This is a genomic window from Actinomadura sp. HBU206391 (genome assembly GCF_014323665.1).
GTDB lineage: Bacteria > Actinomycetota > Actinomycetes > Streptosporangiales > Streptosporangiaceae > Actinomadura_C.
Window position 1 is genome coordinate 1 of the sequence record NZ_JABVEB010000159.1, and the last position, 13,005, is coordinate 13,005.

General features: G+C 67.4%; 13 protein-coding genes. 9 read left to right on the forward strand and 4 right to left on the reverse strand.

Annotation, left to right across the window (positions count from 1 at the left end):
• Positions 1 to 186: 186 nt before the first annotated feature.
• Positions 187 to 1,419 carry a Na+/H+ antiporter NhaA gene (nhaA, locus tag HKK72_RS28590; RefSeq protein WP_187237540.1) on the reverse strand — a complete coding sequence of 411 codons (1,233 nt, stop codon included), beginning with the start codon at positions 1,417 to 1,419 and terminating at the stop codon, positions 187 to 189.
• A 482-nt stretch (positions 1,420 to 1,901) separates the two neighbouring features.
• Here nhaA and HKK72_RS28595 point away from each other — a divergent pair, with 482 nt between their 5' ends.
• On the forward strand, positions 1,902 to 2,348 hold the full coding sequence (locus HKK72_RS28595; RefSeq protein ID WP_187237541.1) for a CBS domain-containing protein: 447 nt from the start codon (positions 1,902 to 1,904) through the stop codon (positions 2,346 to 2,348).
• A gap of 28 nt (positions 2,349 to 2,376) precedes the next feature.
• On the opposite strand, the gene HKK72_RS28600 is transcribed toward HKK72_RS28595, so the two are convergent.
• Positions 2,377 to 3,552 (reverse strand): PucR family transcriptional regulator, encoded by a 1,176-nt coding sequence (locus HKK72_RS28600; RefSeq protein ID WP_315987486.1) that lies wholly within the window; start codon positions 3,550 to 3,552, stop codon positions 2,377 to 2,379.
• Positions 3,553 to 4,262: 710 nt separating this feature from the next.
• Between HKK72_RS28600 and HKK72_RS42415 the strand changes: the two genes are divergently transcribed.
• Both HKK72_RS42415 and HKK72_RS28610 read left to right on the forward strand, forming a co-directional pair.
• A complete protein-coding gene (locus tag HKK72_RS42415) occupies positions 4,263 to 5,594 on the forward strand; it encodes an NfeD family protein (RefSeq protein ID WP_222721255.1) in 1,332 nt (443 codons plus the stop codon).
• Complete coding sequence (locus HKK72_RS28610) at positions 5,591 to 6,370, forward strand: slipin family protein (RefSeq protein WP_187237542.1); 780 nt, start codon at positions 5,591 to 5,593, stop codon at positions 6,368 to 6,370. The genes HKK72_RS42415 and HKK72_RS28610 overlap by 4 nt, the downstream gene beginning before the upstream one ends.
• Before the next feature lie 242 nt (positions 6,371 to 6,612).
• On the opposite strand, the gene HKK72_RS28615 is transcribed toward HKK72_RS28610, so the two are convergent.
• Positions 6,613 to 7,008: a hypothetical protein gene (locus tag HKK72_RS28615; protein ID WP_187237543.1), complete on the reverse strand. Its 396-nt coding sequence runs from the start codon at positions 7,006 to 7,008 to the stop codon at positions 6,613 to 6,615.
• Between the two features lie 396 nt (positions 7,009 to 7,404).
• On the opposite strand from HKK72_RS28615, the gene HKK72_RS28620 reads away from it, so the two are divergent.
• From HKK72_RS28620 to HKK72_RS28630, 3 genes are read left to right on the forward strand one after another with little or no spacing between them, the layout of a single operon-like run.
• Positions 7,405 to 7,644 (forward strand): DUF3073 domain-containing protein, encoded by a 240-nt coding sequence (locus HKK72_RS28620; RefSeq protein WP_410050348.1) that lies wholly within the window; start codon positions 7,405 to 7,407, stop codon positions 7,642 to 7,644.
• Positions 7,645 to 7,655: 11 nt separating this feature from the next.
• Entirely contained in the window at positions 7,656 to 7,991 is a 336-nt protein-coding gene (locus HKK72_RS28625; RefSeq protein ID WP_187237544.1) for an ArsR/SmtB family transcription factor, read from the forward strand.
• Positions 7,991 to 9,721 (forward strand): SulP family inorganic anion transporter, encoded by a 1,731-nt coding sequence (locus HKK72_RS28630; protein WP_187237545.1) that lies wholly within the window; start codon positions 7,991 to 7,993, stop codon positions 9,719 to 9,721. The genes HKK72_RS28625 and HKK72_RS28630 overlap by 1 nt, the downstream gene beginning before the upstream one ends.
• A 104-nt stretch (positions 9,722 to 9,825) precedes the next feature.
• Here HKK72_RS28630 and HKK72_RS28635 read toward each other — a convergent pair whose 3' ends face one another.
• Positions 9,826 to 11,058: an acetyl-CoA hydrolase/transferase family protein gene (locus HKK72_RS28635; protein ID WP_187237546.1), complete on the reverse strand. Its 1,233-nt coding sequence runs from the start codon at positions 11,056 to 11,058 to the stop codon at positions 9,826 to 9,828.
• 458 nt (positions 11,059 to 11,516) lie between these two features.
• Between HKK72_RS28635 and HKK72_RS28640 the strand changes: the two genes are divergently transcribed.
• From HKK72_RS28640 to HKK72_RS42900, 3 genes are all read left to right on the forward strand, one after another.
• Entirely contained in the window at positions 11,517 to 12,200 is a 684-nt protein-coding gene (locus HKK72_RS28640) for a CBS domain-containing protein (protein ID WP_187237547.1), read from the forward strand.
• A gap of 59 nt (positions 12,201 to 12,259) precedes the next feature.
• Positions 12,260 to 12,787 carry a flavodoxin family protein gene (locus HKK72_RS28645; RefSeq protein ID WP_187237548.1) on the forward strand — a complete coding sequence of 176 codons (528 nt, stop codon included), beginning with the start codon at positions 12,260 to 12,262 and terminating at the stop codon, positions 12,785 to 12,787.
• Between the two features lie 125 nt (positions 12,788 to 12,912).
• Positions 12,913 to 13,005 (forward strand): ATP-binding cassette domain-containing protein (locus HKK72_RS42900; RefSeq protein WP_410050349.1); only part of this gene is annotated, 93 nt, incomplete at its 3' end.

The window sequence follows — 13,005 nt, forward strand, 5'->3', positions numbered from 1 at the left end:
GCGGATCTAAGCTATGTCGGCGGCCGTGCGGACTCGCGGTACAGCGATCAGATCGCCCCACGGCGGAACGGCCGGAGCCCAAGGCTCATCGGCGGGCGCGGGCCATCACCTCCTCGAGCTCGGAGGGCCGAGATCATTGAGGCCTGATCAGGCGAGGGGATCGCGGAATTGAACCGCCGGTCGCCGTTAACGGACCGCTTCCTTTTCTCGTGCCCGTTCGCGTCGCCGTCCGGATACGGTGAGGATGATCACGCCGATGACGCCGCTTGCCAGTGATCCGGCGAAGACGCCGATTTTGGCGAGGTCGACGACGTTGGAGGCCTGGTAGGCCAGGTCGGCGATGAACAACGACACAGTGAACCCGATGCCGGCAAGGGCGGCGATCCCCCAGACGTGGCGGGTCGCGATCCCACTCGGTAGTACGCCGAGCCTGAGGCGGGTCGCGGCGAGCGTGACGAGCGTGATCCCCAGCGTCTTGCCCACGAGCAGACCTACGGCGACTCCCCATACGAGCGGGGACCCCGCCGCCTCACTCATGATCTTCCCGCGCAGGTCGACTCCGGCGTTGGCGAGGGCGAAGAGCGGGACGATGAAGAACGCGCTCATGGGGTGCAGGCGCCTTTCCAAGTCGCCGAGCACATCGCGCCCCCGGAACGGGCGGGCGGGCGTCAGCAGACCCATGACCACGCCGGCGATGGTGGCATGCACGCCCGACTCGTGCGTGGCGTACCACACGGCAACGCCCACAACGGCGTACGGCCACACCACGGCGACACCAGACCTGCGCATGCCGAGGGCGGTCAGCAGCCCGGCGCCGGCAGCGGCCAGCCACCACGTCTGTGGAGTGCTGGAGTAGAAGACGGCTATCACCGCGATGGCGATCACATCATCGACGATGGCGATGCTCAACAGGAACACCCGGGCCCCACCTGGTACCCGATTCCCGAGAACGGCGAGCACCCCGACGGCGAACGCGATGTCCGTGGCCATCGGGATTCCCCACCCGGTCCCTTCGGCGCCACCTCCGACGATCAGCAAGAACAAGGCAACGGGAAGGACGACGCCGCCCATGGCGGCCAGCGCCGGCAATGCGGCCGCACGGGCAGCGCGAAGCTCTCCGGTGACCATCTCACGCTTGATCTCGAGCGCGACGACGAAGAAGAACACGGTCATGAGCCCGTCGTTCACCCAGTGCCGCAGATCCTCGGTCACCGCCCAACGGCCGCCGCCCAAGGCGAGTTCGGCACTCCATAGTTGTCGGTAAAGGTCGGACAGTGGACTGTTGGCCCAGACCAAGGCGACCAGCGCCGCGGCGAGCAACACGATCCCACCGGTCGTCTCAGCGCGCAGGAACCTGAGGACCGGCTCCACGATGGAGTCACGGACGCTGGTGCCGCCCTTACGAACCCCGTGTTTCATAGCCCGTGTCTCCCGCCGAGGCGGCCTCGTGAGATCGCAGAAGTGTCGACAGCCGGCATCGGTCCCTTTCGAACGACAGCACGGACGAGTCGGACTGGGAAAGCCAACGGCGATTCGAGGTCGGAGCCTCGACCAGGTCAGACTGCCAACGTCCTGACGTCGCCAACAGGGAGCCAACGCCAGTATCACCCCTGTGATACTTGCCGAAGTCCGGCAAGGTCCACGGCTACCGGGCCGCTGACGCCCGGCGGCACCCTTCGGTCTAAGCGACAAGAGGAGGGCTGGACATGGATCCGCTGCGGTACAGGCCGCTGTGGGAAGTGCGGGGGCGTTTGACCTACGCGGATTGCCGGTGCTCGGCAGTCTCGCTACCGCATCTTTGTCGGACCGAGTCGTTGTACACCGCACGCTCCGACCCTGACCCTGGAGGTGAAGTACCCCAAGCTCATCGGCCATGTCGACCGACCGCGGAGGTGGAAATCGTGCGTGCCGAACACCTAGCAGAGCAGTTCCCCTGCGTCGGGCTCGATGATCAGGCGCTGGAGGCAGCTCGCTTGATCGTCAGGCATGGGCTCTCCGGCGTTGTGGTGACCGACCGGATGCGCCGACCGTGCGCTGCGGTCTCCGTCTACGACGTGCTCGGATTCGTGGTAGCCCCATATGTGTACGAGAGTGCCTGCCTGGCCCGGGTGTACGACGAAGCGAGCGCGGACCTCTCGGCCTGCCGGTTGGCCGACCAGCGGGTCCGGGGCATGCTCTCGGATCCGCCGGCTCAGGCGTCAGAGGTAAGTGGGCGGGCGACTGCCATCGAACTGGCGGTGGCGATGAAGCGGCTGCACACCTCATTGATCGTTGTCCAGGACAGTGGTCGCGCATGCGGGGCCGTCGGGCCGGTTCAGCTGCTCACACGTCTGCTCGCTGTTGCGTGAACTCGGCGGCGCCGACATACCCGATCGACTATCCGCCCCGCGATAATCCCGTGGCCTCGTCTTCTGGCCAGCCGAGCAGGCGTGCTCCGAGTACGGCGGTCTCAAGCGTGTAGCGCTGGAGTGGGTCTTCGGTGGAATATCCGGTGAGCTGGCGGACACGGCTGAGCCGGTAGGTGACGGTCCGAACGCCGATATGCAGCCGACGGGCGGTCACGGTGGCGATGCCTCCGGACTCGAAATAGGCGCTCAGCGTATCCAGCAGAGGCCGTGGGCCTCCCCGCGCCGTACGCAGGGATCCGAGTACGGAGGTGACCAGGTCGTTGATGGCCGCGGTGTCGCGGAGCAGGACCTGGAACACCAGCAGGTCGGCGGCCTTGAGAATGCGCCCGGTGAGCCCCAGGCGCCGGGCGAGATCCATGGCGCCGCGTGCCTCGTCGAAAGAGCGGACAGCACCGCCCGGGCCGGAGTGCGCCCGGCCGAGGGCGACCTGCCAATCGGCGTCCGTGCCGAGCACGCCCTTCAGCACGCGTACGAAGTCCCCAGGTACATCCTCGAGTGCGGCCGGCGCGAGGCACACCAGTAGTCCCTCACGGGTGGTCAACAGAACGTCACGGGCGGTGTGCCTGCTGAGGAGAACGGCCTCCACGCGACGCATCGTCGGATCCTCCGCCAAGAACTCCCGGCCGGCGCGGGCCACCGCGACGACGTGTGCGCCGGCCAGCCGCAATCCGAACCGCCCCGCGCGCTCGGCGAGCCTGCCGACGTCGCCACGCCCGTACAGCAGGTCGTCGATGAACTCCCGGCGCAGCGCCTCCTCCTGCCGCACCGCCAACCGCTGCGCTGCGTCATACCCATCCGCGAGCGCTACCGTCGCTCCGTCGGCCGCGCGGAAGACCGCCTCGCCGATCGCGCGCAGTTCATGCATGCCAGCCGCTCGGCGCACGCCGGGAAGAATCGGCCACGCCAGCCAGGTGGCACTGAGATACAAGTCGACGATCGCGCGCAGGGGCACGCCTTGATCTGCGGCGCGAGCGCCCCAGCCGCGCCGTTCATCCAGTTCCTCCCGCCTGATCCGCCGACCGGTGAGGCTCACCTCGACCAGCAGTTCGACATAGCCCTCCAGAAACGCCGCCGGAGCCCCGTCCGCATCCTGGCTGGCCCGCCCCGCAACGCCCGCCAACTCAGAGCCCAAAGACGGGGCCACAGACTCTCCATGGTCCACGTCACTGAAAGAACCGGACTCGCGGCGGGTGTCTCGTACCACTTCTCTACCCTGCGTTATCTGGCTGGCTTTCGGCAACTATCCCAGCCCAACACTCATCCTTCCGGACATCACCTGCCGAGCCTCGGCAACGATGCTCAGCGTAGATTGCCACCGATGCGCGGGGCGGATTTGGGCAGAACGGGTTATACAGGTCATAACTGCACACGGTCAGGAGGTCGCATGAGCCACCGGTTCGCCCCGATCTTCGCAACGCTGCTCGTCATCGCCGCGGCCATCGCGGTCACCATCGAGCTCTTGGCGTCCCGCGGCTGGGCGGGCCCCTTCTGGCTCATCGCCACCGTAAGCCTGCTCCTGGGGGCCTATGCACTACGGCATTACGCACGCGCAACCATCCTGTACCAACGCACCGGCCTACGGCCTCGGCTGAGTAGGCGGCGATATCGTTCCGGCTCTGCCACCCGACAGCGCCGGCGGGTAGGTGGCCGATGATCTCCGCCAGGGCAACGTAGTCCTCAGTGGTCTCGGGGGCGTGTCCACGACCTCTCAAGGTGTGCATCGTGCCCGGCCGCGGCAGTGAGAAACTTTGCGCGGCTGCTGAGAACAGCTATGCCGGGACGCGAGCGGAACTTCTCCTGCGGATATGGGCAGGACCTACCCCCTGGCGTCGCCAGCCGGAAAGAGAATTCTTCGTGTTAGATCGCCGCCGCACGATCAGCGGCCTGGTATTGATCGCCATATCCGCTGGACTGGCCGCCTGGCTCCTGGCATTACCGGGCCAGGCGTCGGCGCGAGCTCCAACGGTGCTGGCGACGAGGGTGGACGGGCCGATCACTCCCGTCATCGAAGAGCACCTTAGCGACGGCGTACGACGGGCGGAGCGACAGGGCTATGCCGCCTATCTGGTCGTGATCGATACTCCGGGAGGGCTATTGACGTCCACCAGAGAAATCGTGCAGACGTTTCTGGGCGCGCACGTGCCAGTGATCGTCTATGTCTCTCCCGATGGCGCCCGGGCGGCGTCGGCGGGCGCCTACATCACCATGGCCGCTCACGTGGCGGCCATGGCACCCGGCACCCATGTGGGAGCCGGGACCCCGGTGACTCAAGAGGGTGAGAAGGCCAGCAACAAGGTGATCAACGATGCCGCCGCCTTCGCCGTCTCGATCGCCGAACGACGCGGGCGCAATCCCACCTTCGCCGAGGACATGGTCCGCAAAGGCACGGCGATATCCGCTCAGGAGGCAAGTCGTAGGAATGTGATCGATCTCGTGGTGCCGAACCAGGAGGCTCTGTTCGCCCAAGTCGACGGGCGGCAGGTCAGATTAGGTGATGGGAAGCAGATCACCCTGCGTACCGCCGGAGTCGCAGTGATCGATCACGATCTCGGCTTCATCGGGGCGCTGCGCCAGTTGTTGGCGAACCCGGAGCTGGCATTCCTGTTCTTCTCGCTCGGCACGCTGGCGGTGATCTACGAACTGGCCAATCCCGGGATGGGATTCGCCGGCATCGCCGGAGCGATCATGCTGGTCCTCGGCTTTGTCGCGCTGAGCGTTCTTCCGGTCAACGTCGGCGGTCTGCTATTGCTCGCGCTGGCCGCGGGACTGTTCGTCGCCGAGATCCTCGCACCCGGAGTGGGTGTGTTCGCCGCCGGTGGAGCCGTGTCACTGCTGCTCGCCGGGGTGTACCTGTTCCGCGGTGACACCGGCGTCGACCCAGCCGTGCTGTGGCCCACCGTCCTCGTCGTCGGCGCGGCGACCACGCTCGCCGGCCGTCTGGCCTGGCGCGCCCGGCGCGCGCCCGCCACAACCGGAGACGACGCGCTGATCGGCCGTACGGCACGTGTCGTCCGGGCCGAAGACGATACCGGGCAGGTCCTGCTCGACGGGGCGTGGTGGACGGTCCGCGGCCGGGAGACATCGGTCACCAAGGGCCAGAACGTCCGGGTCGTGGACCGCGACGGCCTCGAGCTCATCGTCGCCAACGCTGACAAACTCGAGTCCCGGGAAGGAGACGACCCATGAACACCGCACTGATAGGTATCGGCGTCGCCGTTGTCATCATCCTGATGATCGCGATAGCCGCCATCAAGATCGTCCCGGAGTACGAACGCGGCGTGATCTTCCGCCTCGGCCGCATCATCGGAGCAAAGGGCCCGGGCCTTTTCATCATCATCCCTATCGTCGACCGCATGATCCGCGTCTCGCTACGGACCGTGACGATGGACATCCCTCCACAGGACGTCATCACCAAGGACAACGTCACCGTACGCGTGAACGCGGTGACCTACTTCAACGTGATCGATCCCAACCGCTCCGTCGTGGCGATCGAGGACCACATCAAGGCAACCTCACAGATCGCCCAGACCACCCTGCGGAGCATCCTCGGCCAAGTCGACCTCGACGAGCTGCTGATCAAACGAGAAGAGATCAACCAGCGACTGCAACAGATCATCGACGAAGTCACCAATCCCTGGGGCGTGAAGGTCTCCCTGGTAGAGGTCAAGCACGTCGAACTCCCCGAGACCATGCGCCGTGCCATGGCCCGCCAGGCCGAAGCCGAACGCGACCGGCGCGCCAAAGTCATCCATGCCAAGGGTGAGTTCGAGGCCGCTGAAACACTAGGCCAAGCGGCGGAGATCCTCGAACGGCACCCAGCGGCCATGCACCTGCGGATCCTGTCCACGATGGCCGAAGTCTCCACCGAACGGAACTCCACCCTCATCTTCCCGCTGCCGATGGAGATCCTCCGGCTCATCGACTCCCTCCGACCCAATAGCCGACAGGAAGCGCCCACCTGAGTGGATTTCCCGCTGAGGGTGGCGAAGAAGGGGCTCTCCGGAAGGTTTCGGGGCACCTCAACCCCGCGACCGCCATCTGTGGTCTTTGCGTTCTACCGCGCCCAGCGCGAGCGATCCAACGCGCCAGCCACAACCAGACTTCGAACAGACCTTAGGCGCGGTCCATCCGCGCATGGACATCCAGCTTGGTTGCGTCCGCGGATACGGCGACGTCGATGTGCGCCTGAGCCTGCCTGGCCCGCTCAGCGCGACTTGAGTCTCTTCGCCGCGGTGCGCGCCGCGTCGAGGAGGAACGGGTCGGCGGGCATGGGAACGTCGTCGAAGACGACGATGTGGCGCCCGGACCGGACGACCAGCGCAGGCTGAAAGTTGATGTTGGCCTCGTAGGCTTCGTCGCCGACGTTCGGTATCGCCTTCGCATCCGTGCCGGACGCGTCGAGCAGTTCGTCGGCCTGCTGGGGGTCGGCGCAACCCAGCCGATCCGTACCTCCGCTCCACCATTGACCCCGCAGCTCCAGGTGCCGATGAGCGCGAAACCGTCGGCGGGTCCTCCTCCTGACCGGATCGTGGTGAGCATGGTGATCCCGCCGCGGGTCGAGCCCCGGACCAGTCGGTAGGCGGCGGACTGCCGCCGCCATCGGAGGGCGCCTGTGGCGGGGTCGAGGGTGTACAGGTCGTACAGCCTGCCGCAGCGCACGTCCAGTAGGAGCAGGCTGCCGTCGCTGTCGAGCAGGGCGAGGTCACAGCTTCCGCCGCGGGGGATGGCCCAGGTCCAGCGCTGCCGGCCGGTGCGCGCGTCCACCCCGATCAGGTCATGCTTTGAGGCCCGGTCGCGCAGCACCGCGACGCCCGCCGACGGCGCCTTCACCGGCGTGACCACCGGACCGTCTGTGAGCGCACGGAAGCGATCCCCTATCTCCAGGCCGACGCCTACACCGGCCGGGCGTGACCGGACGGCTACAGGTGAGGACTTGAATACTTCTTCAATTTGATAGGATCGCAAATCGTGTGGAGAGGGCAGCAGGATCGGACGGGTGTCGGCGGTCCTTGAACAAGGGAGCGAGCGGGTGGGGCGTGGTCGTAACAAGGCCAAGCAGGTGAAAGTTGCTCGCAGGCTGAAGTACAGCGGCGGCGGCACTGATCTTGATCGGCTCCGTCGAGAGTTGGGCGCGGGTGTCTCGGCGACCGCTTCCGCAGCCGATGAGGACTTGGCGGCCGAGTTCGGCGTTGGGGCCTGCGATGACGACAATGCCGATGGGTTGCCGGGCCGTTAGGGGAGTGACCCATGCCTGTTCCGCTGTACCAGGCCAAGGCCGAGTTGTTCAAGACGCTCGGTCATCCGGTGCGTGTCCGCGTGTTGGAGCTGTTGTGCGATGGGCCGCTGCCGGTGCGGGATCTGCTGGCCGCGATCGAGGTGGAGGCCTCCAACCTGTCGCAGCAGCTGGCGGTGCTGCGCCGGGCTGGGATCGTGATCGCCCGGCGTGAGGGATCGACGGTGATGTACGAGTTGGCCGGTGGGGATGTGTCGGATCTGATGCGGGCCGCGCGGCGGATTCTCACCCAACTGCTCGCCGGACAGCGGGAACTGCTGACCGAATTGCAGGAAGCAGATCAACGCTGATGACCCCAACGTTCATGGGGCGGTTGAACGCTGCCCGGATTCAGGCACTCCTGCCCACCAGGACCGATGTGCAGGCGATGGGCCGCCAACCACGTCGCGACGTGGTCGCCGGGATCACCGTGGCGATCGTTGCGCTGCCACTGGCCTTGGGGTTCGGTGTTTCTTCGGGGATGGGTGCCGAAGCCGGGCTGGTCACCGCGATCGTGGCCGGCGCGATCGCCGCCTTGTTCGGGGGATCCAACCTGCAAGTATCCGGGCCGACCGGGGCCATGACCGTGGTGCTGGTGCCCGTGGTCCACCAGTTCGGGCCCTCAGGCGTGCTGACCGTCGGGTTGCTCGCCGGGGTGTTGCTCATCGCGCTGGCGCTGGCCCGCGCGGGCCGCTACGTCCGGTACGTCCCTGTCCCGGTGGTCGAGGGCTTCACTGTCGGCATCGCCGCGGTCATCGCTTTGCAGCAGATACCCACCGCACTGGGCGTGCCCGTCCCAGAGGGCGAGAACGTCACGCTGGTCGCCGCCCGGGCGGTGGCGGACTTTGCGGCCGCTCCGCGCTGGCCGGCTCTCGCGGTGGCGCTCGGTGTCGCCGTCGTCATGCTGCTCGGCGCGCGCTGGCGTCCGGTGGTGCCGTTCTCGCTGTTCGCAGTGGCCGTTGCCACGATCGTGATCGAGCTGACCGATCTTCCCGTGGCCCCAATCGGGCAGCTGCCCGCCACTTTGCCCGCCCCCTCGTTGTCGTTCCTGGACTTCTCCGCGTTGGGCGCGCTGCTGCCGTCGGCGGTGGCGATCGCCGCCCTCGCCGCGCTGGAGAGTCTTTTGTCGGCCACCATCGCCGACGCCATGAGCGTCGATCAGCGCCACGACCCCGACCGGGAATTGTTCGGCCAGGGCCTGGCCAACCTGGTCACTCCCTTGTTCGGGGGCGTGCCCGCCACGGCGGCGATCGCCCGCACCGCCGTCAACGTCCGCTCGGGTGCCGCATCCCGGCTCGCCGCGCTGACGCACGCCGTCGCACTCGTTCTGATCGTGCTGGCCGCCGCGCCGCTGGTCGCCTACATTCCGGTCGCGGCGCTGGCCGGGGTATTGCTGGCGACCGCTCTGCGCATGGTGGAGGTCGGATCGCTCGCCGCGCTGGCCAGGTCCACCCGGCGGGACGCGCTCGTCATGGCGCTCACCGCTGTGGCCACACTCGCCCTCGATCTGGTCAAGGCGGTGATCCTCGGCCTCGTTCTCGCCGGAGCACTCGCCCTGCAAGCGATCGCCCGCTCGACCCGCGTCGAAGAAGTCGCCCTCCACGCTGATCGTCCCATCGGTGACCATGGTGAAGAGGAACGCGCCCTGCTCACCGAGCACATCGTCGCCTACCGGCTGGACGGGCCACTGTTCTTCGCCGCCGCCCACCGCTTCCTGCTCGAACTCAGTGAGGTCGCCGACGTCCGCGTCGTGATCTTGCGCATGTCGCGCGTGTCGACCATCGACGCCACCGGCGCCCACGTCCTTGGCGATGCGATCACTCGCCTCGAACGGCGGGGCATCAAGGTTCTGCTGTCGGGCATCAGAGCAGGGCACGACCAGGTCTTGTCCACCCTCGGCGTGGCCGACCACCTACGTCGCGACGGCCTGATCTTCCCCGACACGCCTGCAGCCATCGCGCACGCCCGCGGCCACCTGCGGCAGAGTGGATTGCCGCCCTTCTCCGGCATGCTCAGGGCGTCTCCAGAGCCGCCGGGGTGACCGGCTGATTAAACCGACACCGGCGATCTGATTCGCGTCACCCTGGGGGATCGCCCTGCGGCAGGTGACAGGCGACCCGTACGAAGTTCTTCGGGAAGCACTGGTCAGCCCAGCGGGAAGCCGAGGGCACGTCCGGCCTTACGCAACTCGTCCCGTGCGGCCGGATGCGCGACACGATCAACGATCTGCTGTGCTTGCGTGGCGGAGTCGTGGCCCCAGATGGCCGCAGTGCCCTGCTCGCTGACGATGAAGCTGTGCTGGAACGAGGTCACCGGCCCGGCAACGCGCGGTACGACCGATGACACGTCGGCCTTGGGATGCCACGAGGGCAGCGCGATGATCGCCCGACCACCAGGTGAGTGCAGTGCCCCGACCACGAAGTCCGTCTGTCCGCCGAAGCCGGAATAGATGACGCCGTGCACCCGGCTCGCGTTCGCCTGCGCGAACAGGTCGACCTGGAGTGCGGAGTTCAGCGAGATCAGCTGTGGCCGTCTGGCGATCACGCCGGGGTCGTTGGTCTTCTCGGTTCGCAGCATTCGCACACGGTGGTTCGAGTTGAGCCACTCGTACAGCTCCTCGGTACCGAACGCGAACGACGCGGTGACTGGCGTGTCCGGATTGAGGGCTCCGGCCTTCTCCAGGCTGAGCACACCGTCGCTGAACATCTCCGACCACACGCCAAGGCCACGGCGTGGCCTGAGCGCGTCCAGCACGGCGTTGGGGACTGCCCCGATCCCCAGCTGCAGCGTCGCGCCCTCCGGCACCAGGCTGGCCACCCTGTCGCCGATCACGCGGGAGACGCCGTCGGCCGCACGCGGCGCCGGCACGGCCAGCGGTTCCTCTACCTCGATCGCGTAGTCGAACTCATCAACCGCCATCACCGCATCCCCATAGGTATAGGGCATGCGCGGGTTGAGCTGGGCGATCACCAGCCCTCCACGTCCCCGTACCGCCTCGATCGCGGCTGGCAGGATGTTGACCTCGATGCCGAGAGAGACAGTGCCGTCCATGGGCGTGGACGTCTGGACCACCACGACGTCGGGGGGCAGGGACTCCTTGAGAAGGTGCGGCACCAGCGACAGCCGGCACGGGAAGTACCGCAGTGCTTGCCGGCCGCGCATGCCCGGCCCGACGAACGGCGTTTCCAGCACTACGCCGGCGCGGTCCGGCAGCCCGGCCTGAGCATTCAGTGCGAACAGCCGGTACTCCGCGACCGCCGCGTCGAGCACCGCCAGCGCATGCCGCGGCGTCGCGTAGTTGCCCCCGATCACCACCCTTGGGCTTTCCGGCAGTCCGGACAGCAGGGCGGCGAGCTGGGAGTCGGAGATTAGACGCATCGGACGCTCCCGGTGGATCGATCCGTCTTTGTCCGCCCGAGGCGGCGACCGGCGTTGGTGTGGGCGGCTTGCGTGTCAGTCGCGACGACGCCGTTCCTTCCGATGTCTTGAGGCGCGCGGAGAGGGCGGCCGCACACCGCGCCGGTCATCTCGTGGCCTCGTCCAGCAGGAACCCGGTTGGGGGTGTCGCCCAGCGGACTCGGGGACTTGGCGGGTGGTGTCTGGAACGTGGTGGACATGTGCTGGACGTTAGCGACCGCGGACAGGGCGGAGCCGGGCCACAGTTCCCCAGGCTCAAGTCCAAAGTCCCCTTCCGGACATCGCCGGCTCGCCGCGTGTGCACTGATGTCGGGTTGGGGACGTTCGACTTCCTGATGCGTTGCGTACTGCCCTGTCCGTTCCAAGACCCGCCGGCGGACAGTGCTGTCAGGAGATCGGTCCTAGGTTCGGAGGCGGCCATGAAGCACCCCAGCGTGAAGGACTACATGACGACGGATGTCGTCACCTTGCGATCGGATGCGGGCTTCAAAGAAATCGTGCGTACCCTCGCCGAGCGAGGTGTCAGCGGAGCGCCCGTCGTGAACGAGATGGGCCATGTGATCGGCATGGTCTCCGAGGCCGACCTCCTGCACAAGGAGGAGTTCGCCACGGTGGCGGACGAGCCGAGGCGCTACTTCGAGAGCCGGCGCGCCCGCGCGGCGCGTGCCAAGGCCGCCGCGGACACGGCGAGCGAGTTGATGAGCTCACCCGCCGTGACCGTCCCCCCGGACACGAGCATGCCGCAGGCGGCGCGAATCATGGGCACCCGGCAAGTCAAGCGGCTGCCCGTCGTCGACGCCGACGGTCTTGTGGTCGGCATCATCAGCCGTGCCGACGTCATGGGCGTATTCCTCGCGCCGGACCACCAGATCCGCGAGCGGGTCATCACCGAGGTCATCGAGAGAAGCCTCTGGGAGGATCCCGCGCGAGTCAACGTGGGCGTGACCGACGGTGTCGTGACGCTCAGCGGCACTCTCGAACAGAAGTCGCTGATCCCGATCGCGGTCAAGCTCACCAGGGCTTTGGACGGCGTGGTCGATGTCGTCGCCCACGACCTGACATACGCCGTCGACGACACCCCCCGTGACGGAAGGACGTACTAACCCTGAGAGGGGATCTTCGCCTTTCCGCCAACGAGATCCGGGCGCACCGGGGAGGAAGCATGAACATTCTGATCGTCGCCGAGTCCTGCTTCGGCAACACGCTCACCGTCGCCCGGGCCGTCGGCTCGGGTCTCGCCCGAGCACTTGGCGAGGAATCCATCACGGTTCTCCGACCGGGCGAGGCGCCCCGCGAGCTCCGCTCTGACATCGGGCTGCTGCTGGTCGGCGCACCCACGCACGGCTTCTCAATGCCGAGGCGACAGTCACGCGAGCAGGCCGCCGAGAAAGGCGCCACTGGCAGCGACAGCGTCGGGGTTCGAGAGTGGATCGCGCAGGTCACCGCGCGCGAGGACCTGCGCGCGGTGACGTTCGACACCTCTGTGAAGATGAGGTTCTCGCCGGGGTCGGCGTCCAAGTCCGCGGCCAAGGCGTTGAAGAAGCGCGGCTTCCCCCAGGCCGAACGCGGGCAGAGCTTCTACGTCACAGGTACCGCTGGACCGCTGGCCGACGGTGAGGAGCAGCGCGCCGAGGCATGGGGCGCTCAGCTGGCGGGCGCGCTCAGCGAGGACGGCGGCGGGTCGCGATGACCGGTGAGCGGCGTTGTCAGCCGACATCGGCGGCGGTCACGCGGCCGCACGAGCCCGTCCGCTGCCATGGATCCAGTCTCTGCCGGATGGGTGGGACACCTGCGTGGGCATTCACGGCGCCGCCCATGTCCGGTGGCGAGCGGCAGCGGCTCGCCCTGGTCCGGGCCCTGCTCGCCGGTCCTGCCCTGCTGGTCCTGGACGAGCCCACCGCCCACCCA

What these genes read in the sequence shown, in the direction of transcription:
- HKK72_RS28630 (WP_187237545.1), top strand. Translation starts at nt 7,991, where the DNA reads ATGACCCCAACGTTCATGGGGCGGTTGAACGCTGCCCGGATTCAGGCA.
- HKK72_RS28635 (WP_187237546.1), bottom strand. Translation starts at nt 11,058, where the DNA reads ATGCGTCTAATCTCCGACTCCCAGCTCGCCGCCCTGCTGTCCGGACTG.
- HKK72_RS28625 (WP_187237544.1), top strand. Translation starts at nt 7,656, where the DNA reads ATGCCTGTTCCGCTGTACCAGGCCAAGGCCGAGTTGTTCAAGACGCTC.
- HKK72_RS28645 (WP_187237548.1), top strand. Translation starts at nt 12,260, where the DNA reads ATGAACATTCTGATCGTCGCCGAGTCCTGCTTCGGCAACACGCTCACC.
- HKK72_RS28610 (WP_187237542.1), top strand. Translation starts at nt 5,591, where the DNA reads ATGAACACCGCACTGATAGGTATCGGCGTCGCCGTTGTCATCATCCTG.
- nhaA (WP_187237540.1), bottom strand. Translation starts at nt 1,419, where the DNA reads ATGAAACACGGGGTTCGTAAGGGCGGCACCAGCGTCCGTGACTCCATC.
- HKK72_RS28615 (WP_187237543.1), bottom strand. Translation starts at nt 7,008, where the DNA reads ATGGCGGCGGCAGTCCGCCGCCTACCGACTGGTCCGGGGCTCGACCCG.
- HKK72_RS28640 (WP_187237547.1), top strand. Translation starts at nt 11,517, where the DNA reads ATGAAGCACCCCAGCGTGAAGGACTACATGACGACGGATGTCGTCACC.